This is a genomic window from Ruegeria sp. N10 (assembly GCF_056531545.1).
Genome location: NZ_JBQFLY010000006.1, coordinates 194,052 through 214,539, shown reverse-complemented (window position 1 = coordinate 214,539; position 20,488 = coordinate 194,052). Strand labels below are relative to the sequence as shown.

Genomic DNA, 20,488 nt, shown 5'->3' with positions numbered 1-20,488 from the left:
AAACGAAAACGTCGGGGCAATGTGCTCACATGGGTCAATTCTCAGTGAAAATTATCTGGCTTACCGGGTCACTTCTCAGCGGAAATCAACACTCACTCGCCCGTGAGTTTTCACGAGCAGTAATTTTTAGCTTTGCAACATCTGGTGCTGGCCAATCATCGAAGAGTCCACCCGAGAAAAGAGCATTCATTCGGGCGACGCACGAGTTGTTCCATGCAATGTTGTCGCTGGAGATTCTCCGCATTTCCACGACAGAGAGGTGGGCAAACACCGTAAGCCCATCAGGGCAAGTGGAACCTTCGGCGCAACGGCAATAGTTCGCCAAAGAATCTCTGGCGGCACGAAGTAATCTCTGACAATTTTTTACCCAGGTGCCCGTCGCGTTCGGAGAACTCGTTTTGACCTTGAATCGAACCGTCTGGAATCGATCCAACAAAGCAATTCGCTTTAAACGCCTGATGAATCCACTGGCGTGTTCAGGAGAAAAACCAGGAGGTATAGCTCGCTGAAATTCGATAGTTCTGTGGTGCCGGTGCGAACGGTTATTCGAGCACCATTCAACCGGAACACACCAAACATCATCGTCAACGATGCAGCTTCTTTCTGGATCATTGTCGGACACCGGAGAAATAGGAAAGTCAGCTAACGACTCCCAAGGCATAGTCCAAGCAAGCTCAAGGTTGGGCTTACTTGGCAGGAGACGATAGTAGTCTTGGACCAGTTTTTTGCGTGCTCCACTATTCATCGACTCGCCCTACCAAAGAATGATCGTCAAAAAGGAAAGCACGACCAGCCTCTAGCTCTGACAGTTTGAGTTCGGAATGCTCAGAAAAGCGGGGTTCAACTGACGCCAGAAATCTATCTCTAACAAGTTCAAGCGCTTCCAACTCCCAAGAAAATGTCGAAGTTAGCCATCGATTTGGTAGCGTCCGTTTTCGCAGGTAAACAAGTTCTGCATGCCGTTCGGCCAGATTCTTCCATGACTCCTTGAACACGACACCGTGGTTACACAAAATACATCGCTGTACCGAACAATAGGCCCCAGTGTTAGCTTCCGATGACAAATGCGGAGGAGGGTTTTGGGGGTCTTTGCATCCCATGCCCATTCGAGTTCTGAATGCACGGAGGCGAACACGGTCTGACGCGTCAAAATCATCATAGTTTGCGGACATGAACAATATTGTAGGGTCCAGCGCGCGTCCCTTATCGATCTCCTCAACTGCTGTGTCGATAACTTTTCGGGCCGCATCAAAATGCTCACAAATTAAATGCCTTTGCCGAAGGTAACCTCGTGTTACATCTATCGAACCATGCCCGAGAGCCCTTTTGACTAAGAACAGGTTTCCGGCGCTAGCAGAGTAAAGATGTGCCGCGAAGGCATCACGGCAGTCTTTCCAACTTATTTTGTTGATCGCTGACTTTATGCTCTCGCTGTAGCCTTTTCTTTCCGACGCAGATATCGCCCTCTGTCTTATTTTTGGCAGGTTGGCTGACATAATATGGCTCAGCCTGTCGTGCCCGACAGCCTTTATTCCTCTGTTTCTCAGATTGTAGTAGATCCAGGGAGATCTAAGGATGTGATCAATGTCAGCAATTTCCGACTTTACTTCCTGCGTCTGTTTTGCAGTTTCAAGCATCACTCGTCTCTTTTTGGCTAAAGCGCGTAGAAATTCCGAACGTTTCTCCATAGACTTAATTACTTGAAATGCCCGAAACTTCGAACCGGCAGCACTGATTGCAATTTGAGGTTTATTGGTTTTGGGGCGGACAGCCTTTATCACTACACTGTCTGTTTTGCCTGGCTTCATATAGTTTGAGCCGCGACGAAATATGTGCCAATCTTGAAGGAGATCAATGTTTTCGAGAGTATCAATCCAGCCCGTTTCCATAGAAACAATCAAGGCTGAAGCACAAACCTCGAGTTGAGTTGGCCCAAGTGCCGCCATAAGATCCCTCGTCGCAATCCCGGTACTTAAAGTACCTCCGCGGCTCAAATGATTTTGAAGCTTCTTTGCGTCTACAACTCTGATCTTACTTGTTCCTAGAACTTTGTCGGAAAACGCCTTTGCCTGTAAAACACATAAGTTAGCTGGGTTGCGCCACGCTGGATTGGCAAACCCTCCGCGATGGCCTTTTACATACATGACGCGTATACCTTCAATGTCTCGGGGGTCTTCGCCTGTAGCCAGCCACTTTCTTGCAAGACGGTATTTTTTCTCTCCCTCATCAAGAATGCGCTTGCAGGCATTGTAAATTGCCTTGAAAGCAGCAGGCGGTTTATCCGATATAATTTTTCGTTGATCTCCCACCTCAATGGTGGGCCACATCAATTTCTGATGGTCGCCTCGAGCCGTGGACAAAAGAGAATAGATACAGCTCAAGTTCTTTTTTCTATACTTGAGCGCCCCGCCTTTTGTGTAGAGGAGATAGTCCTTTAAATGTTGCCCATCTTCATTTGTAAATTCGTGAACAGAAGCCGGGCAACGCCCGACTTCACGTTGCATCGCTGTTAGCCAACTAAAAAGAAGATGAAATCTTGATTGCATCCAACCCTTAATTCCACCTTTTGTTCTCTTTTGGCGAAAAAGGTAATCTTCAAACTGAGGCAAAAGCTCCATAATGAGCGTCGGGAAACCCATTATTCCCAACTTCGAACAACCGTTTCGATACCTAGTGAGGTCAACTTGTTCAAAGCGACCGTCGTTCAATATGTAGTTGAATTTCAGGGGATCACCGCAGGCAGAGCGTGACGACAGCCTCGCACTCACCGGTTCGAACTGTGGCTCTGAGTCATTTTCACGATGAGCCTTCAGATACTTACTCATTTAGATAGTCCACCCAGACATCTGTACCCCAAGCAAGCTCTTCTTCATCGATAATCCAGCTTAAGTACATTTCCGTAGTCCGTTCATCCACATGCCCTAGTTGTGGTTGGATGAATGTTCTTATCAGTGTCTCTGCTGTTGACCTTGAAATGGCCGTCCGTGCTGCTCCGGATCCAGATGCAAGCTGAAATTCTTCCTTGAGCTTGCAGCGTAATGTAAAGCAAGCCCAAATATGACGCGCCAAGTGGGGCGAAAAACCTTCAAAAGGCAGAGGCTTAGATTGAGTCCAAACGCGGTAGAACCAGCTATAACCGAATGGCTTTCCTTTCGCCTCTGTCAGGAATAGTTGAGGTGGATAGGGTTGATTGGGATGTAACTTGCGAAACCGTCTCTGTAACAATTTTCGCCGCGTCTTTTTGTAGTTGTGAAGCTCGATCAGAAGATCAACGGGTACTCTGATCAACCGCTCCTTGCCCATTTTTTGCCGATCCCCTTGCCGCCTACCTCCTTTTGTTCCGAATTTTAGCGTCATTTTTACGGTGTGCCTGTTAGAATCCGTAGGAACGTTTGGCAGTTGGTCGGCGCGCAATAGGATCGTTTCTTCGGGCCTTAGACCCAATCTAATTGCTGTTTTGAATGCTAAAGCTGGCGAATTCCCAAATTCCTCTCGCACTCCCTGCATCCAAGTTTTTAGCTCCGTTGACGTTGGCAACCTCAGTTCTCTCGGATTGCGGCGGATGCTCCCACTTCGCTTTTGGATCCTTTTTTTTTGGTTGACCACGGTGATGCACATCCACCCATGCAACTTCAAATGGTAACCGTCTACCCGTGGCTGCCGCGTAGGTAAGAAAGTCACAAACATAAGCCATTCGGCGGTTGATCGTCGCGGCCGCGAGCTTTTGCCCTCTAGTCCTTTGGTTCCATCTACCGGTTTCCATCTGCTCCTGATAGCCTTGGAGAAGTTGCTCGTAGCTGATCGTTTTCCAGTCGACCTTTCGACTCTCGCACCAGTCAATGAAATTTGTCAGATCACTGCCAACGGCTTTCATTGTGTTAAAGGCGGGTCGATGTAGTCTTGAATACAACGATTGCTGTTTCGCACCGCGCCATCGACTGGTCGCTTTCGCTATCAAGTAGTCTGTTACCTCAGTGATTACCTCCCAGTTTTTCGACCAGACAACCCCGGCACCCGAGCCTATCAAGAAACCTAACCCTCGTTCTTTGAGGTCTTCGTCGCGCGGCAATACAAAAAAGGCCAATATCGGCACTCACAATGAGCGAACGCGGCATCGCGTCTCGCAAGCTGAAAATTTGGATAGCCAAGTTCCCAAGTACCATAACTGATTTGGCACTTTCGGCGGGGCTAGAGTCACCTGTTGCCTACAATCTTGAGACTTTTGTCGCCTATTACTCATGTCTTTGTCCGCTTTAACTCTCGGCCATGTTGGCGACATTTGGAGTTTAAACCAACCTTGCAAAAGCGTTTTTTTTGAAGTCACGAAATTGAACAAAGCCAACGGCAATAAATGACAGGACCAAAAAATATGGTACTTTTTAGTCGACTGATTAGGTTTGTATTCTTGGCCAAAGATTAAATGGCCCACTTATCCTTTCATCAATTCTTGGCTAACAAGGAAAAGAAAAAAAACAGGTGATTTTCTCCAAAGCCTTTACAAGAATTACCAAAATGCCCGCAAAGTTCTGAGTGTTGCCAACTGAACACACTGCAACAGAGAAAATCCGATTGCATTTTGCAGGTTCGACTTCACCACTCGTGTCCAATGACAATGCTCCCACGATTTCGTTGTTTCTGAACTCGGGATTGGATGAAGCGGTAGAGTGAATTTGGGCTAAAGATGGGGATGGCCATGCATCTTTCGTTTTCTTCAAAAGAAGTGTGGTGATTAAGATAGACTTTTCGGGCTCAAAAGCGAAAACGGCTTAGCTTGTTCCGTCAGCACTATGGGATGCTCCAGAGCTGTTGAGCAACAAACAACTTATCGCATTACACGCCCTTAAACCCGCATGGCCTGATAGGGCTACGATATTTGAGGTCTTCGCCCAATCAGGCCACGCTACGTTTCGACACTGGTGAACACCGTCGCCTAACGTTGGCAAACCGTAGCAGACATAAAAATAAAATTAGCTTCACGACTTGTCTAGTCGCAACAAAGATCAGTGATGATAACCGCGATAGTCACTGTCGATAGTGCCCGGCGTATTGGGCAGCGTGATCCCGTGTTTCAGTGCAAGGCCCGAGCGGGGACGGACCTGAACCTCGTATCCTTGCGGGATTTCAATGCGCAGACCGGTCGGCACAAGCGCCCGCTGTCCGGGCTCCAGCATGATCGAAACCCCCTCGGGCAAGTTGGCACGCACGTCCGCGCCAGCAGCACCCGCAGTTTCGTAGGACGGAAGCGCCACGGCGGGGTCTGCCCCGTCTTCGCGGATCACTCGAATTGCAACCATGGTTTTGCCTTTCCTTCAGCCCGCCAACGCGTCTGCGATCCTGCTTGCCAACCGCCGCGCAACCTCGGTCTTGCCCATACGCGGCCATTCCTCGGCTCCGCTGTCCGAGATCAGGATAACCGCATTCTCGGACCCGCCCATGATCCCGGTGGAAGGGCTGACATCGTTGGCAACAATCCAGTCACAGCCTTTGCGCAGTCGCTTGGCGGTGGCATGTTCGATCACGTCATCGGTCTCGGCTGCAAAGCCGACAACCAAAGGTGGGCGCCCATTTTCCATCCGCGAGACGCGTCTGAGAATGTCGGGGTTCTCGGCAAATTCCAGAACCGGCAGACCGTCGCGGCTTTTCTTCAGTTTCTTGTCCGACGCACTGGCCACGCGCCAATCTGCCACAGCCGCCGCAAACACGCCCGCGTCGACGGGCAGCGCCGCATCAACCGCGTCCGACATCTGTTGCGCGGTCTCGACCGGCACGACCTGCACACCCGCCGGTGGCGGTACGTCAGCAGGGCCCGTGACAAAGATCACCTCGGCCCCCAAATCCGCAAGCGCCTGTGCCACGGCCGAGCCCTGCGCCCCGGAAGAGCGGTTCGCGATATACCGAACCGGATCAATCGGCTCATGCGTCGGGCCCGACGTCACCAGCACGCGCTTTCCCACCAAGGGTCCTGCCGCAAGCTGCGCCTCAACCGCCGCGACGATTTCCAGCGGTTCCGACATGCGTCCGGGGCCATATTCACCGCAGGCCATATCACCTTCATTTGGGCCAACAAAGCCCACGCCATCCGCTTGAAGCTGCTTCAGGTTGCGTCGCGTCGCCGGGTGTTCCCACATGCGCACATTCATCGCGGGCGCACATAGAACAGGCGTGTCCGTCGCCATCAGAAGGGTCGATGCCAGATCATTTGCCAACCCCCCGGCCATCTTGCCCATCAGGTCCGCGGTTGCGGGGGCCACAACAATCAGATCGGCAGAGCGTGACAGTTGGATATGACCCATCTCGGCCTCGGCGGTCAGATCGAACAGATCGCCATAGACCTTTTCTGAGGCAAGAGCAGACACGGACAGAGGTGTTACAAATTCCTCTGCCGCACGCGTCAGTACAGGCGTCACAGCTGCGCCACGCTCACGCAGCCTGCGGATCAGATCCAGCGATTTGTAGGCCGCTATTCCGCCGCCAATGATCAGCAGAATGCGTTTGGATGACAGCATGTTCAGCCCTTCCTGTCCCGGTCGGCCCCGACATTAGGCAAGGCCAGCAGGTTGTTCCAGCGATTAATTCTGAACCTGAAACGCCGCACAGGGGTCTTCACGCTCTACTGTGGGGCTATCGATTACGAGATCAAAGTCGCCATCGATAATATCGTCCTCAGACTGTCCGACCGAGACCACCTTCCATCCGGGTTGAAGCCGTTCAAGATATGTCGGGATACCTCGGTCTTTGCGCGCATGTCCGTTCCCAGTGATCACGGCAACCGGGCCACCCGTTTCTTCCATCGCGCGCATCACGGCGCGAGCCAGCACAGCATCGCGCAGTCGCTGGATCGCAACCATCTGGGGTAACATCTCGGGCGGGAGAGCATCGCAATGCGCGGCCAGTTGATCCGCCTCGCGCGCCTCCTGCTCCTCAGGCGTCAGCGGTACAGTCAAACCATAGCGCGCCGCATCTGCACCCAACGCGGTGGCTGCTCCGCGTTCCATCGCGGCCCGCGCGGCAGCACGCGGCACCATGGCCCCGTAAACCGGCGCGCCTGAGGCCTTGAACACCGGATAATACAGCCTAAGAGGTGGCCAACCGCTTTCTGCCCATTGCAGAATGCGGCTCAACTCTTCAGGGTTGGACACCGCTTTTTGCGCCAGCCGTTGCGCGCCTTCTTCGGTAACCATCTCCCAGACAACAGCCGAGGGTGAGATTTTCATAATCGCTTCAGCTTGAATAAGGTGGTGGCGGGGATTGTCGTGAACCTCTCCCAGAATGACCACATCCGCATCCCGCATCGCGAGAGCCACATCATCAGAAATAAGATTTTCCGCCAGTCCGGGTCGCGCTGCTGTAACCGTAAGGCCCAGAACACAGGCAAGAATCGCAAGCTGTTTCATGCGATGAAGTGTTGCACCTCGCTCGACTGGGCTTCAAGGTTCTTGCGCATTTTTGCGAACGCCGCAGCCTCAAGCTGTCGCACGCGTTCCTTGGACAGACCCAACTCGACGCCGAGACTTTCCAGTGTCCGCGCAGGCTCGCGCAGTTTGCGTTCGCGCACAATGAACCGCTCGCGGTCATTCAGTGCGTTCATCGCGATCAGCAACCATTGGCGCAATTGTTTGGTATCGTGGGTGTGTTCAACTGCTTCGGCGGCCTGTTCACGTTCATCTTCCAGCGCATCGATCCATTCACGCCCGTCTTCGTCGGCGGATTGCACCGCGTTCAGGGAAAAATCCGACCCTGACAGCCGACCTTCCATCAGTTCCACGTCGCGCAGAGGAACCCCGATTTCCGTGGCGATCATCTGATGCAACTGGTGGCGATCCAGTTCAAGACCTTCGGTCGCGGCCTCGCGTTCAAGGCGGGCCTGAACCCGACGCATGTTGAAAAACAGCGATTTCTGCGCCGAGGTGGACCCCGTTCGCACCATGGACCAGTTCCGCATCACATAGTCCTGAATGCTCGCCTTGATCCACCACACCGCATAAGTCGAAAACCGCACGCCGCGATCAGGGTCGAACTTGTCTGCGGCCTTCATCAATCCCAGACCGGCCTCTTGGATAAGGTCATTCATCGGCGCGCCATAGCGTTTGAACTTGGCTGCCATCGAAATTGCCAGCCGCATATACGCTGTGATCAGGCGGTGCAGTGCCTGTTCGTCACGCTGGTCACGCCAGGCATAAGCCAGCTTCAGTTCCGTTTCCGCATCCAGCAACTCGGCCTTCATCGCTTGCCGGGACATCGAAAAATCTGTCGCGTTGTCCAGAGCCATAAACCTCTCCCCTGTTTTGCAGGCGTTGGCCGGGCTTGCCATGCCGACCTATGACCGATACGCAAAACAGCACCAATTGGATCATCTTTAGGTAAGTACTGTGACGTCAGATTTAACCTTAATTCTGGGTGGAGCTGCTTCGGGCAAGTCGGCATTTGCCGAGAACCTCGTTGTTTCCACTGGGAAAAATCGAGTTTACCTAGCGACATCACAAGTGTTTGATGACGAGATGCGGCAGAAGGTTGATCGCCATCTGGTACAGCGGGGCGGCGGTTGGACCACGATTGAAGAGCCTCTTGACCTGGGACCGGTGCTGTCCAGCCTATCCTCGGATCAGGTGTGTCTGGTAGATTGCGCCACTTTATGGGTCAGCAATCATTTGCTGGCCGAAACCGATCTGGGGGCAGTCCAAACTGACCTGCTAAAGGCCCTGCGCGCATGCACAGCGCAGGTAGTGATCGTGTCGAACGAGGTCGGGCACGGTATTGTTCCCGATAACCCGCTTGCCCGTCGCTTTCGCGAAGCGCAGGGTCGGCTGAACATCGCACTTGCGGCACAGGCTGATCTGGTGGTGCAAGTGACCGCCGGGTTGCCGTTGGTCCTGAAAGGGCAGCTGCCGTGACGCGACTGCATCTTGTTCGCCATGGGCCTACGCATGCAAAGACGATGGTTGGCTGGTCCGATCTGCCTGCTGATCTAAGCGATACAGCAGCGCTGAAGCGCCTGCACGATCATTTGCCACCCGATGCATTTGTGATTTCGTCCGACCTGTCGCGCGCGATTGACACTGCTTCGGCCATTCAGGGCCAGCGTCACCGTCTGCCACATCACCCGAACCTGCGGGAAATCCATTTCGGTCAGTGGGAGCTTCGCGGGTTTGCCGATATTGAAGCCGAAGACCCCGAGCTGGCTTTTGCCTATTGGGACAACCCCGGTGATGTCCGCCCACCGCAAGGTGAAAGCTGGAATGAGGTCCGCGACCGGGTCGATTCCGCGATCGACGCGCTTATGTCCGCGCATACGGGCCGCGATCTGGTGATCGTCGCGCATTTCGGCGTAATCCTAACGCAAGTACAACGCGCCCTTGGTCTGGACGGGCAGCGGACCTTTGCGCATCGGATCGACAACCTTTCCGTTACGGATATTGCTGTCAACGGCGGGGTGTGGACTGTCGGATCGATCAATCACCTTCCGTGAACAGGTCCAACACAAATCACTGATTTACCGGTCCGCAAAGCTGAGGCATCGTCCGCGCATGACTTATGACCTTTATATCGGCGATCGCCTCTTCTCCAGCTGGTCAATGCGCGGCTGGTTGATGCTTGAGAAATTCAACCTGCCCTATCGCAGCCACATGATCGGCCTCTATTCCGGCACCATGGCGCAAGACATGGAACCGCTGGCCCCTGCCCGCCTTGTCCCTGCCCTGCGCATGCCGGATGGAACGGTTGTGGGGGAAAGCCTGGCGATGGCCGAAACCCTGGCCGAACGCCACCCCGATGCCGGGTTGTGGCCTTCGGATGCCGCAGCCCGGGCAACAGCCCGCTGGCTATGCGCCGAAATGGTAGCCGGTTTCAGCGCCCTGCGTGGAGAATGCGCCATGCAGCTGCGCAACGTGTGGCAAGGCTTTACGCCGTCTGAGGCGACTTTGTCAGACCTGGAGAGGATTGAAACACTCTGGGCACATGCGCGGAGCGTGTCAGGGGCAGACCAAGGCCCGTTATTTGGTGCCTATTCACTGGCAGACGTCTTCTACACACCCGTTGCTGCGCGGATTATAGGATATGGGCTGCCGGTGTCAGAGGCGAACCGGGCTTATTGCATGGAATTGCTCTCTGATCCCATCGTCAGACAGTGGCGCGCCATGGGATTGACCGTTGTGTACGACACCTTCCCATACGCGCAGGATTTACCGTCCAGCCCCTGGCCGGTCGGGGGTGTATCTGCTGCGAAGCCGGTTTCAGGTGGTCCGTCAATCAACGCCGCCTGCCCGTATTCCGGCAAGCCTGTCACCGATTTCCTGGAGCTAGACGGACAATGTTGGGGGTTCTGCAACCCATTCTGCCGGAACAAAACCGTGGCCGATCCCGAAGCATGGCCCAAATTCGCGGCCATGCGCGCAGCCGTTAACGACTCTTAAACCAGAACCGTGGCAGCAACGTCCTGTTAACCAAAACAGGACTGCCATGGTCGCCCGCGCCCACACCGTTGCTTTTCAAGGCGTTGATGCCCGCCCGGTCGAGGTGCAATGCGCAGTCTCACCCGGACTGCCAGCCTTTTCCATCGTGGGCCTGCCCGACAAAGCCGTGTCCGAGGCGCGTGACCGCGTCCGCAGCGCGCTGAACGCGATGGCCATTGCGCTGCCGTCCAAGCGGATCACCATCAACCTGTCCCCCGCCGACCTTCCTAAAGAAGGCAGCCATTTCGACCTGCCCATCGCGGTCGCGCTTTTGTCCGCGCTCGACATCATCCCTGCCGATGCCGCGGAAAGCACCGTTGCATTGGGGGAGTTGTCACTCGACGGTTCTCTGGTGCCCGTTGTTGGTGCTTTGCCCGCCGCGATGACGGCCGCGTCAGAAGACCGCACATTGCTTTGTCCGCGCGCCTCCAGCGCCGAGGCGGCCTGGGTCGATGCCACTCAGGTGATCGGTGCCGGATCGCTTGGAGAGGTCGTGCGCCATTTCTCAGGCCAATCCCCTTTGCCAGCGGCACAACCCGGCGAAGTGAACCTGACACCGTCCAACCGCGACCTGCGCGATGTGAAAGGGCAGGAGCGCGCCAAACGCGCCCTGGAAATCGCCGCCGCCGGACGTCACCATCTGATCATGATCGGCACGCCGGGATCGGGCAAATCCATGCTGGCGGCGCGGCTTCCCGGAATTCTACCGCCGCTTACAGCCGTGGAAGCCCTGGAAACGTCGATGATCCAATCGCTATGCGGGTTGCTGGATGAAGGCGGAATAAACCGCACACGCCCGTTCCGCGAACCGCACCACACGGCCTCGATGGCGGCCATAGTTGGTGGTGGGAAAGGGGCCAAACCGGGCGAAATCTCATTGGCCCACAATGGTGTGTTGTTCATGGATGAATTCCCTGAGTTTCCACGGCCGGTTCTGGAAACCCTGCGCCAACCCATTGAAACCGGCGAAGTCATGGTGGCGCGCGCGAACGCCCATGTGAAGTACCCTTGTCGTTTCATGCTGGTGGCCGCCGCCAACCCTTGCAAATGCGGCTATCTGACCGACCCGTCCCGTGCCTGTTCGCGGGCACCGGGATGTGGCGAAGATTACCTGAACCGAATCTCGGGCCCTTTGATGGACAGGTTCGATCTTCGGATCGAAGTTCCGCCCGTGGGCTTTATTGACCTTGATCTGCCCCCTTCGGGCGACAGTTCGTCGACGGTTGCAGCACGTGTCGAAAGGGCGCGTGCCATACAGGCAGACCGGTTCCGTGACACGCCGGAGTTACGACAAAACGCTGACGCAGAAGGCAAAATACTGGAAGAGATCGCCACGCCCGATGCCGAAGGAAAAGAACTGCTGTTGAAAGCTGCGGATCGGTTCGGCCTGTCAGCTCGGGCCTTCCATAGAATCCTGAGGGTGGCGCGCACCATCGCCGATCTGGACGGCGCGACCGATATCCGCCGCCCACACGTGGCCGAGGCACTGAGTTTTCGCATCTCTGCCCGGGTTATGGCCTAAAGCCTGGCCTCGATGGCCTGCCAGATTTTTTCCGCAATATTTACGCCATCAAACCGTTCCAGCTCTTGAATGCCAGTCGGTGAAGTCACGTTAATCTCGGTCAAATAGTCGCCAATAACGTCAATTCCGACAAAGACCTGACCCTTTTCCTTCAGCAAAGGTCCAATCGCCGCGCAGATCTCAAGATCGCGTTCGGACAAGCCGATCTTTTCCGGACGTCCGCCAACATGCATGTTCGACCGCGTTTCGCCTTTGGCGGGTACCCGGTTGATTGCGCCGACCGCTTCGCCATCCACCAGAATCACCCGTTTGTCGCCATTGCTGACATCCGGCAGGAATTTCTGCACGATCAAAGGTTCGCGCGAGAATCCGGTGAACAGCTCATGCAAGGAAGTCAGGTTGCGGTCATTGGCGTCAAGCCGGAACACACCCGCGCCGCCATTCCCGTAAAGCGGCTTGAGGATGATATCGCCGTGCTTTTCCTTGAACGCCTTGATCGTCTGCAAATCACGCGCAATCGTTGTTGGCGGGGTCAGGTCGGGGAAATCCAGCACCAACAGCTTTTCCGGGTAGTTGCGCACCCAGAACGGATCGTTGACGACCAGCGTCTGACCCTTGAGACGATCCAGCAAATGCGTGGACGTGATGTAGTGCATATCAAAAGGCGGATCCTGGCGCAGCCAGACGACATCGAAATCGGCAAGATCCACCTCACGTTCGGGACCCAGAACCGCAGGATCTCCGGCAACCCTTTGCACAGTCATGTCGTGACCTCGCGCGGTGATACGACCCTGCTGATAGGCCAAATGATCCGGACCATAGAAAAACAAAGAATGCCCGCGCGCCTGTGCCTCTTCCGCCAGACGGAATGAGCTGTCGGCGTTGATATCCACGGCCCCGATCGGGTCCATTTGAAAGGCGATTTTCATGGCATGTCCCTCAGTTTCCCGCCAGATACATGGACCAGCACGCCTGTGGGTTCAATGGGGCTTAGCCAAAACCAAAGGCGTTTTCGATGATGTGAACAGCGCCAGAGCCATCCACAAGTGCCGCGTCAAAGCGTACGTTTGTCAGCTGCCCGGTCGGCTCGTTTTCCAAGAACTGAGCGGCAGAGGCATAGATTCGTTCGATCTGCCTGCGGCTGATCCGGGCAGCGGCCTTTTCAAAGCTGGTGCTTTTCTTAACTTCGATGAACACAAGCCCGTCGCCGTCGCGTGCAATCAGGTCGATCTCTCCACCAGCGCCCCGCCAGCGGCGATGCGCTATGGCAAAACCCCGACGTTCGTAATCTGCGGCGACCTGTGACTCTGCGGCCTGTCCAGCGTGGTATGAGATCGAACCCTGTCGTTCACGCCGCCCCATGTCATCCCTTGCCCAATTTCAGAGCTTTCTGGTAAATCGGTCGGCGCGGCAGGTCGTACATTTCCGATACAAGATCCGCTGCATCCCGAACCGAGTGATTTTCCAAAGCTCGTTTCAAAGCTTCTTCTAGGTCGGATTCGTTAACACTTTGCGAATGACTGCGGTCCACCAACAGGACGATTTCGCCTTTGACGGTCTTGTCCCGATACTCCGCTGCCAGTTCGGACAGGCTGCCGCGGCGGACCTCTTCAAACTTTTTCGTTAGCTCTCGACAAAGCGCAGCCTGCCGTTCAGGTCCCAGGCATTCAGCCAGGTCCGACAGACAGGCGGCAACGCGTTTCGGAGATTCGTAGAACACCAATGTGCCGGGGATGTCCTTCAACGCCTCGATGCGGGTGCGGCGCGCTTTGGTTGCGTTAGGAAGGAAGCCTGCAAAAAAGAAGGCGTCGGTGGGAAGCCCCGCCAACGTCAGGGCCGTTACAACGGCAGACGCGCCGGGGGCACAGGTCACGGTATACCCGGCTTCTGCGGCCTGCTTGCCCAGATCATAGCCCGGATCGGCAATCAGCGGCATTCCCGCTTCGGACGCGTAGGCCACCGATTGCCCCTGCGCCAGCGCCTCCATAATCTTGCCGCGCGCGCCTGCGCCGCTGTGGTCGTGATAGGCCTGGATACGCCGGCCTTCCAGCGGGATGCCATGTATTTCCATCAAGCGACGTAAACTGCGGGTGTCTTCTGCCGCAATTACATCGGCTGAGGCCAAAACATCCAAGGCTCTGAGCGTAATGTCGCGTGCTGTTCCAATCGGAGTGGCAACAAAATACAGGCCCGCAGCCAACTTGATCTTTTGGAAATTCAAAGCTGGACCCTCACAGCGTGACGTTTATTATCGCGGCTCAACAGAACAGAAGCATTCGCAGCCGTCGGATCAGGGAGTTTTCATTTAGATGTTTACCGTTTGCAAGCCCGTAAGCAAGCTGGCGAAAGTCGCCGCTGCCCTGACGACCGCAGCGTTTCTTGCTGCCTGTGAACCGGGTGGTCTTGGCGGAGGCCCCTCGATCAATACCTCAAAGCCGGTTCCTGTCGCCTTGCTGGTTCCCAGAGGATCTGCGCAATCTGGTGATGCGGCGCTGGCGCAAAGCCTTGAGAATGCCGCGCGGCTTGCGATGTCGGATTTGCCGAATGTCCAGATCGACTTACGCGTTTATGACACAGCCGGAAACCCGAACACGGCGACAGCCGTTGCACAGCAGGCTGTTGCGGACGGGGCAAAAATCATCATTGGTCCGGTATATGCCCAGGCAGCAAATGCTGCCGGGTTGGCGGTGCTGAGCAAGAACGTCAACGTTCTTTCGTTTTCAAACAACGCCAGCATTGCAGGCGGCAACGTCTTTGTATTGGGCCCGACCTTTGACAATACGGCCAACCGGCTGGTGAATTATGCGGGCAGTCAGGGCAAGGTCAACACGGTGGTCGTGCACAGCAACGACGCCGCAGGACAACTGGGCCAGTCCGCAATCGCCAATGCCATAGCGAACAGCCGGGTCAACAATGCAGGGACCGTCGCATACGACCGGTCGCAACAGGGCGTCATCAATGCGGTTCCCACGATCAAGGCCACTGTTGATTCGACAGGCGCGGATTCGATCTTCCTGACGGCGACCACGGCGGGGGCATTGCCGCTGTTCTCGCAATTGCTGCCAGAGGCCGGTGTTTCTCCGGCAACCACGCAATACATTGGCCTGACACGTTGGGATATCCCTCCTCAAACTCTGGAGCTTCCGGGGGTTCAAGGGGGGTGGTTTGCGTTACCTGACCCGTCCAAGGCACAAGCCTACCGTCAGCGTTACAACGCAACTTACGGCGAAGCACCGCACCCAATCAGCGGTCTGGCCTATGACGGTATCGCCGCAATTGGTGCCTTGGTCAGCCAGGGCAAATCAGACGCCCTGACCGCTTCGGCCCTGACACAGAACGCCGGTTTCCAGGGCGTTGGCGGCATCTTCCGCCTGCGCCCGGACGGCACCAACGAACGCGGTCTGGCAGTTGCCACGATCCAGAACAAACAGGTGGTTGTGATTGACCCTGCCCCACAAAGCTTCTCTGGCGCCGGTTTCTGATCTGACTGGCGCGATCAACGTGCCCGAAAGCGCGTTGATCTGCCCCGCCGGGGACATCTTCGACAGCACTGCCGTCAATGATGCACTGGCTCAGGCCTTTGAGGCCTGCCCGGACAACACCAAAATGCGGTCCGAGACGGTGCGCATTCTGCGCGAGGCTCAAAAGGCCGGCCGCGCGGTCATTGCAGAGGCATTTGGCGAACGTCCTTTCGACGCGCGGGCACTCACGCGCTCATACACTTACCTGACGGATAAACTGGTTGGGACGGCGATGCTGGTCTCAAGCACACGCCTGCATCCGCTTGCAACGCCCACCCAAGGTGAAAAGATCGCCGTTCTGGCTGTTGGCGGTTATGGGCGCGGGGAAATGGCGCCGTTTTCCGACGTCGATCTGCTGTTTCTCACCCCCTACAAGATCACCGCATGGGCCGAGAGCGTTATCGAGTCGATGCTTTATATCCTGTGGGATTTGCGGCTGAAGGTCGGGCATTCCTCACGCACGATCAAAGATTGTCTGCGGCTGGGTGCCGAGGATTTCACGATCCGCACAGCGATGTTGGAGCAACGCTATCTGGCCGGTGACAAGGCGCTGGCGGACGGGTTGGACCGAAGGCTGAAAGACGAACTGTTCAAGGGAACCGAACGCGAATTCATCGAAGCAAAGTTGCACGAACGTGATGAACGCCACCACAAACAAGGCGAGCGTTACATGGTCGAACCCAACGTGAAGGAAGGCAAAGGCGGCCTACGCGATTTGCAATCCCTCTACTGGATCGCGAAATATGTCTATGGCGTTCAGGACGTGGCCGAACTGGTGCCTTTGGGCTTGTTCACACCCGAAGAGTTCAAGACCTTCGTTCAGGCCGAAGAATTCCTTTGGGCTGTGCGTTCGCACCTGCATCTTGTCACCGGTCGTGCGACCGAGCAGCTTACCTTTGACATGCAGGTCGAGGTTGCCGCGCGCATGGGGTACGAGGACCGCGCCGGGCGTCGCGCAGTCGAAGTGTTCATGCAGCGGTATTTCCGCGAAGCCACCCGCGTGGGTGAGTTGACGCGCATCTTCCTGACCAAACTCGAATCGCTGCACATGAAAGGTGCGCCGTTGCTGGAACGCATTTTCCGCAGGCGTCGACGGGTCAAGGCGGGATACAAGGTGGTTCACGGCCGTCTGGATCTGGTGGAACCTGAAAAATTTCTATCCGACAAAGTGAACCTGCTGCGCCTGTTCGAAGAAGGTTTGCGGACAGGTATGCTGATCCATCCCGATGCCATGCGGCTGGTGAGCGCGAACCTGCATCTGATCGATGACGAGATGCGCGGCGACAAGGAAGCCCAGCGCATTTTCCTGGATCTGATGTTGAAACACGGCAACCCGGAACGCGCATTGCGACGGATGAACGAACTGGGCGTGCTGTCCGCTTTCCTACCCGAGTTCGAGCACATCGTGGCGATGATGCAGTTCAATATGTATCACAGCTATACGGTGGACGAGCATACGATCCAATGCATCGTCAATCTTGCCCAGATCGAACGCGGAGAGCTGGTCGAATCCCTGCCTCTTGCGTCATCGATTCTGAAAGGCGGGGTGAACCGAAAGGTGCTGTACGTCGCGCTTCTTCTGCATGACATTGCGAAAGGTCGCCCCGAAGATCACTCGATCCTTGGGGCACAGATCGCGCGCAAGGTGGCGCCTCGGCTCGGCCTGAACAAATCGGATTCCGAAACCGTTGAATGGCTGGTGCGTTATCACTTGCTGATGTCCGACATGGCGCAAAAACGCGATATCTCCGACCCTCGGACGGTGCGCGATTTTGCCAAGGCCGTTCAGACAACCAAACGACTGGATTTGCTGACGGTTCTGACGGTTTGTGACATTCGCGGTGTTGGCCCGACCACCTGGAACAATTGGAAGGCCACCTTGCTGCGCGCCCTGCATGCTGAAACAAAGCGTGCACTGGAAACCGGTATGGAAGATCTGAACCGGGCGAACCGGGGGGCCGAGGCCAAAACAGCGCTGCGCCGCGCCTTGGACAACTGGTCCAAGGCTGACCTCAAGGTCGAGACCGGGCGCCACTACGCCCCGTATTGGCAGGGCCTGAACCTTGCGACGCATATCGAGTTTGCCGAGATGCTGTACGCGCTGGAACAAAGCGGCGATCCCGGCGCGATGGAAATTCGCCTGCAACCTGATGAAGACCGTGATGCGACGCGGGCCTGTTTCGCCATGGGAGATCACCCCGGTATTTTTGCCCGCATCGCCGGGGCACTGGCTCTGGTCGGCGCGAATGTCGTGGATGCACGCAGCTATACCACCAAAGACGGCTACGTGACGGACGCGTTCTGGATTCAGGACGCCGAAGGGCACCCGTTCGAGGCATCGCGCCTTCCACGCCTGACGCAGATGATTCACAAGACCCTGCGCGGCGAAGTCGTCGCCAAGGAAGCACTGAAGTCGCGTGACAAGATCAAGAAACGCGAACGCGCTTTCAACGTGCCAACTCATATCACGTTCGACAATGAGGGCTCTGAAATCTACACAATCATCGAGGTGGACACACGCGACCGCCCAGGCCTGCTGTTTGATCTGACCCGGACCCTGGCCGCGGCGAACGTGTATATCGCCAATGCCGTGATCGCGACCTATGGCGAACAGGTGGTCGATACGTTCTACGTCAAGGATATGTTTGGCTTGAAGTATTACTCGGAAAGCAAGCAGCGCGGACTTGAGGCGAAGCTGCGCACGGCAATCACCGAAGGCGCCGAGCGTGCGGCCTCATGAAGCAAATACGGTTGTTCTCTGGCCTGTTCACGGTCGGCTTCTGGACGCTCGCCAGCCGAATTCTGGGGTTTCTGCGGGAAATACTGTTGACGGCCTATATTGGACCAGGCCCTGTGATGGATGCCTTTGTTGCAGCCTTTCGCCTGCCCAACATGTTCCGCCGCTTTTTCGCCGAGGGGGCATTTAACGCGGCCTTTGTGCCGATGTTCTCCAAACGACTGGAAGCCGACGAAGACCCTCAGGGTTTCGCGCAGGACGCATTCAATCTTCTGGCCGTGGCTGTTCTGGCGCTGGTCGGGCTGGCCATGGTTTTCATGCCCGGTCTGGTGTGGCTGACCGCCGAAGGGTTTTACGGCGATGAACGGTTCGATCTGGCGGTGGATTATGGATATGTTGTGTTTCCATACATCCTGTTCATGTCTCTGGCTGCCTTGTTTTCTGGTGTTCTGAATGCAACCGGGCGGTTTGCGGCAGCGGCAGCTGCACCTGTTCTGCTGAACATTTTCGCCTGCACCGCCCTGATCGCCGGAGCCATGTCCGGCGGCGAAGTGATCCGGTGGTTGATCCCGGTCATTCCGGTGGCCGGTGTCGCGCAACTGGCGCTGGTCTGGGTTGCTACCGAACGCGCCGACATCCGCATCCGCCCCAGCATGCCGCGCCTGACGCCTGAAATGCGACGGATGGTACGTATCGCAGTCCCGGCCGCGCTGGCGATGGGGGTCACGCAGGTCAATTTGGTTGTCGGGCAATTGGTTGCATCGAAAACCGCAAATGCCGTCAGCTGGCTTTTTGCTGCAGACAGGCTCTACCAGTTGCCTTTGGGTGTGGTAGGCATTGCTGTCGGCATAGTCTTGTTGCCGGACCTGTCCCGCCGCTTGCGCGCGGATGACAAAGAGGGCGCACGCAATGCCTTTTCCCGGGCCGGTGAGTTCACACTGCTGCTGACGCTGCCTTCGACTGTCGCCCTCGTGGTTATGCCAACCCCCCTCGTATCCGTGCTGTTCGAACGCGGCCAGTTCGGCCCCGAGGATACGGCCGCCACGGCCCTTGCGGTTGCCATCTACGGGGTAGGGCTTCCGGCTTTCATGTTGCAAAAATTGCTGCAACCGCTGTTTTTTGCGCGCGAGGATACACGTTCCCCGTTTCACTACGCGGTTGTTGCGATGATCGTGAACGCAGCTCTGGCGTTTGGTCTGTTTCCACTGGTGGGCTGGATCGCACCGGCAATTGCTGCATCGACTGCCGGGTGGGCGATGGTTGTGCTACTGGCCTTGGGCTCACGACGTATGGGTGAAGAGGCGCGCTTTGATGTCCGGTTCAAAAAGCGCGCGGGCCGGATTGTGGCCGCTTCGCTTGGGATGGGCGCGATATTATACGCAGCGCTCTACCTGTTCGGGTGGGCATTGGATGTTCCCGGCTGGCGCTATCTGGCACTGCTGGTCCTGATCATGGTCGCGGCCGTCTCATATTTCCTTCTGGGCCATATCTTCAGCGCTTTCAAACTGTCGGAGTTCAAGCACGCCCTGCGCCGGTCCTGATCAATCCCGGCGAATGCGGCCGACGATCCGGGACCACGCGCCCGGTGCAACAAGAAAAGACAAGCCAAAACCGGTGGCAAACCCACCCAGATCGGCAACCCATTCCCAGTTGCCACCAAAGATCAGGCCGAAAAGAAACTGTATGCCCATAAGGACTGCAATCAATTGAAATGCCCGTGTTTGGTTTGCACCTACAAGTGACAGTTTGCGCCACAACAGCCACGTAAATGCGCCGATCAGGCCATACACCGGCGGGAACCCTCCGATCAGCGGATAGCGTGGGTCCAGTAACACAGCGTAGGCAAGCGCGCCGCCAATGCCTGATACGATAAAAATCAGCAGCATCGGGAAACCGCCGAACACTTCGCCAACCATTTTGCCCATCGCCAGCACGAAAACACAGACGAAAATCGCCTGCGTGAAATTTGCGGACACAAAGGGGTAGGTCACGAAGCGGATGACATGTTCGAATGGCCAGCGCCCGTTCAGTACCATCCAGTCGAAAATATCCGCCGAGAACGCATAATGCTGGATCGCATCCAGCCGCCAGCCCACCGCTGCTGGTCCTCCAACCAGCCCGCGTGATCCCAGCGTGAAGGCAATTTCTATCCCGATGATGAACAGAACCAGCGCCACCACAGCAGGTGGCAGTGGGTTCACAGGCGGTGTGTAATGTTCACTGCTCATTGGGCTGGCCTTTCGCGGCTGTTGACGTCCCT

17 protein-coding genes and 1 pseudogene are annotated in these 20,488 nt (G+C 56.2%); 7 read left to right on the top strand and 11 right to left on the bottom strand.

Translation table 11 applies throughout. The annotated features are described in order from the left end of the window. Positions 1 to 737: 737 nt before the first annotated feature. The 7 genes and pseudogenes from ACR0JI_RS11065 to ACR0JI_RS11035 all read right to left on the bottom strand — a co-directional run bounded on the left by ACR0JI_RS11065 (position 738) and on the right by ACR0JI_RS11035 (position 8,269). Positions 738 to 2,825, bottom strand: a complete 2,088-nt coding sequence (locus ACR0JI_RS11065) for a hypothetical protein (RefSeq protein ID WP_480494265.1) — start codon at positions 2,823 to 2,825, stop codon at positions 738 to 740. Then, positions 2,818 to 3,357: a site-specific integrase gene (locus tag ACR0JI_RS11060; protein ID WP_480494267.1), complete on the bottom strand. Its 540-nt coding sequence runs from the start codon at positions 3,355 to 3,357 to the stop codon at positions 2,818 to 2,820. Before ACR0JI_RS11060 ends, ACR0JI_RS11065 begins: the two co-directional genes overlap by 8 nt. A gap of 88 nt (positions 3,358 to 3,445) precedes the next feature. After that, positions 3,446 to 4,084 carry a hypothetical protein gene (locus tag ACR0JI_RS11055; protein WP_480494269.1) on the bottom strand — a complete coding sequence of 213 codons (639 nt, stop codon included), beginning with the start codon at positions 4,082 to 4,084 and terminating at the stop codon, positions 3,446 to 3,448. A 928-nt stretch (positions 4,085 to 5,012) separates the two neighbouring features. After that, positions 5,013 to 5,294, bottom strand: a pseudogene (dut, locus tag ACR0JI_RS11050) (dUTP diphosphatase); the annotation flags it as partial. A 15-nt stretch (positions 5,295 to 5,309) separates the two neighbouring features. Then, the gene (coaBC, locus tag ACR0JI_RS11045; protein WP_480494271.1) at positions 5,310 to 6,506 is read right to left on the bottom strand and encodes a bifunctional phosphopantothenoylcysteine decarboxylase/phosphopantothenate--cysteine ligase CoaBC; all 1,197 of its coding nucleotides are present in this window, start codon (positions 6,504 to 6,506) and stop codon (positions 5,310 to 5,312) included. 63 nt (positions 6,507 to 6,569) lie between these two features. Next, on the bottom strand, positions 6,570 to 7,394 hold the full coding sequence (locus ACR0JI_RS11040) for a ChaN family lipoprotein (RefSeq protein WP_480475176.1): 825 nt from the start codon (positions 7,392 to 7,394) through the stop codon (positions 6,570 to 6,572). Continuing rightward, positions 7,391 to 8,269, bottom strand: a complete 879-nt coding sequence (locus ACR0JI_RS11035; RefSeq protein WP_480475174.1) for an RNA polymerase factor sigma-32 — start codon at positions 8,267 to 8,269, stop codon at positions 7,391 to 7,393. Before ACR0JI_RS11035 ends, ACR0JI_RS11040 begins: the two co-directional genes overlap by 4 nt. A gap of 100 nt (positions 8,270 to 8,369) precedes the next feature. Here ACR0JI_RS11035 and cobU point away from each other — a divergent pair, with 100 nt between their 5' ends. From cobU to ACR0JI_RS11015, 4 genes are read left to right on the top strand one after another with little or no spacing between them, the layout of a single operon-like run. Continuing rightward, positions 8,370 to 8,891 (top strand): bifunctional adenosylcobinamide kinase/adenosylcobinamide-phosphate guanylyltransferase, encoded by a 522-nt coding sequence (gene cobU / locus ACR0JI_RS11030; RefSeq protein ID WP_480475172.1) that lies wholly within the window; start codon positions 8,370 to 8,372, stop codon positions 8,889 to 8,891. Then, on the top strand, positions 8,888 to 9,466 hold the full coding sequence (locus ACR0JI_RS11025; RefSeq protein ID WP_480475170.1) for a histidine phosphatase family protein: 579 nt from the start codon (positions 8,888 to 8,890) through the stop codon (positions 9,464 to 9,466). Before cobU ends, ACR0JI_RS11025 begins: the two co-directional genes overlap by 4 nt. A 58-nt stretch (positions 9,467 to 9,524) precedes the next feature. Next, entirely contained in the window at positions 9,525 to 10,409 is an 885-nt protein-coding gene (locus ACR0JI_RS11020) for a glutathione S-transferase (protein WP_480494273.1), read from the top strand. Positions 10,410 to 10,455: 46 nt separating this feature from the next. Further along, positions 10,456 to 11,970 (top strand): YifB family Mg chelatase-like AAA ATPase, encoded by a 1,515-nt coding sequence (locus tag ACR0JI_RS11015; protein WP_480494275.1) that lies wholly within the window; start codon positions 10,456 to 10,458, stop codon positions 11,968 to 11,970. On the opposite strand, the gene gshB is transcribed toward ACR0JI_RS11015, so the two are convergent. The 3 genes from gshB to rsmI all read right to left on the bottom strand — a co-directional run bounded on the left by gshB (position 11,967) and on the right by rsmI (position 14,191). Further along, positions 11,967 to 12,899 carry a glutathione synthase gene (gene gshB, locus ACR0JI_RS11010; RefSeq protein WP_480494277.1) on the bottom strand — a complete coding sequence of 311 codons (933 nt, stop codon included), beginning with the start codon at positions 12,897 to 12,899 and terminating at the stop codon, positions 11,967 to 11,969. The genes ACR0JI_RS11015 and gshB overlap by 4 nt on opposite strands. Positions 12,900 to 12,960: 61 nt before the next feature. Beyond that, a complete protein-coding gene (locus tag ACR0JI_RS11005) occupies positions 12,961 to 13,332 on the bottom strand; it encodes a YraN family protein (RefSeq protein WP_480494278.1) in 372 nt (123 codons plus the stop codon). Between the two features lies 1 nt (position 13,333). Beyond that, positions 13,334 to 14,191, bottom strand: coding sequence for a 16S rRNA (cytidine(1402)-2'-O)-methyltransferase (gene rsmI / locus ACR0JI_RS11000; protein WP_480494280.1), 858 nt, complete (start codon positions 14,189 to 14,191; stop codon positions 13,334 to 13,336). Positions 14,192 to 14,279: 88 nt separating this feature from the next. Between rsmI and ACR0JI_RS10995 the strand changes: the two genes are divergently transcribed. The 3 genes from ACR0JI_RS10995 to murJ are packed head-to-tail and all read left to right on the top strand — an operon-like array spanning position 14,280 to position 19,769. After that, complete coding sequence (locus tag ACR0JI_RS10995; protein WP_480475158.1) at positions 14,280 to 15,452, top strand: penicillin-binding protein activator; 1,173 nt, start codon at positions 14,280 to 14,282, stop codon at positions 15,450 to 15,452. Further along, positions 15,412 to 18,231: a [protein-PII] uridylyltransferase gene (locus tag ACR0JI_RS10990; protein WP_480494282.1), complete on the top strand. Its 2,820-nt coding sequence runs from the start codon at positions 15,412 to 15,414 to the stop codon at positions 18,229 to 18,231. The genes ACR0JI_RS10995 and ACR0JI_RS10990 overlap by 41 nt, the downstream gene beginning before the upstream one ends. After that, the gene (gene murJ, locus ACR0JI_RS10985; protein WP_480494284.1) at positions 18,228 to 19,769 is read left to right on the top strand and encodes a murein biosynthesis integral membrane protein MurJ; all 1,542 of its coding nucleotides are present in this window, start codon (positions 18,228 to 18,230) and stop codon (positions 19,767 to 19,769) included. Before ACR0JI_RS10990 ends, murJ begins: the two co-directional genes overlap by 4 nt. On the opposite strand, the gene ACR0JI_RS10980 is transcribed toward murJ, so the two are convergent. Further along, positions 19,770 to 20,456 carry a rhomboid family intramembrane serine protease gene (locus ACR0JI_RS10980; protein ID WP_480475152.1) on the bottom strand — a complete coding sequence of 229 codons (687 nt, stop codon included), beginning with the start codon at positions 20,454 to 20,456 and terminating at the stop codon, positions 19,770 to 19,772. Positions 20,457 to 20,488 lie beyond the last annotated feature (32 nt).

What these genes read in the sequence shown, in the direction of transcription:
- ACR0JI_RS11065 (WP_480494265.1), bottom strand. Translation starts at nt 2,825, where the DNA reads ATGAGTAAGTATCTGAAGGCTCATCGTGAAAATGACTCAGAGCCACAG.
- ACR0JI_RS11060 (WP_480494267.1), bottom strand. Translation starts at nt 3,357, where the DNA reads ATGACGCTAAAATTCGGAACAAAAGGAGGTAGGCGGCAAGGGGATCGG.
- coaBC (WP_480494271.1), bottom strand. Translation starts at nt 6,506, where the DNA reads ATGCTGTCATCCAAACGCATTCTGCTGATCATTGGCGGCGGAATAGCG.
- ACR0JI_RS11040 (WP_480475176.1), bottom strand. Translation starts at nt 7,394, where the DNA reads ATGAAACAGCTTGCGATTCTTGCCTGTGTTCTGGGCCTTACGGTTACA.
- ACR0JI_RS11035 (WP_480475174.1), bottom strand. Translation starts at nt 8,269, where the DNA reads ATGGCTCTGGACAACGCGACAGATTTTTCGATGTCCCGGCAAGCGATG.
- ACR0JI_RS11020 (WP_480494273.1), top strand. Translation starts at nt 9,525, where the DNA reads ATGACTTATGACCTTTATATCGGCGATCGCCTCTTCTCCAGCTGGTCA.
- ACR0JI_RS11015 (WP_480494275.1), top strand. Translation starts at nt 10,456, where the DNA reads ATGGTCGCCCGCGCCCACACCGTTGCTTTTCAAGGCGTTGATGCCCGC.
- gshB (WP_480494277.1), bottom strand. Translation starts at nt 12,899, where the DNA reads ATGAAAATCGCCTTTCAAATGGACCCGATCGGGGCCGTGGATATCAAC.
- ACR0JI_RS11005 (WP_480494278.1), bottom strand. Translation starts at nt 13,332, where the DNA reads ATGGGGCGGCGTGAACGACAGGGTTCGATCTCATACCACGCTGGACAG.
- ACR0JI_RS10995 (WP_480475158.1), top strand. Translation starts at nt 14,280, where the DNA reads ATGTTTACCGTTTGCAAGCCCGTAAGCAAGCTGGCGAAAGTCGCCGCT.
- murJ (WP_480494284.1), top strand. Translation starts at nt 18,228, where the DNA reads ATGAAGCAAATACGGTTGTTCTCTGGCCTGTTCACGGTCGGCTTCTGG.
- ACR0JI_RS10980 (WP_480475152.1), bottom strand. Translation starts at nt 20,456, where the DNA reads ATGAGCAGTGAACATTACACACCGCCTGTGAACCCACTGCCACCTGCT.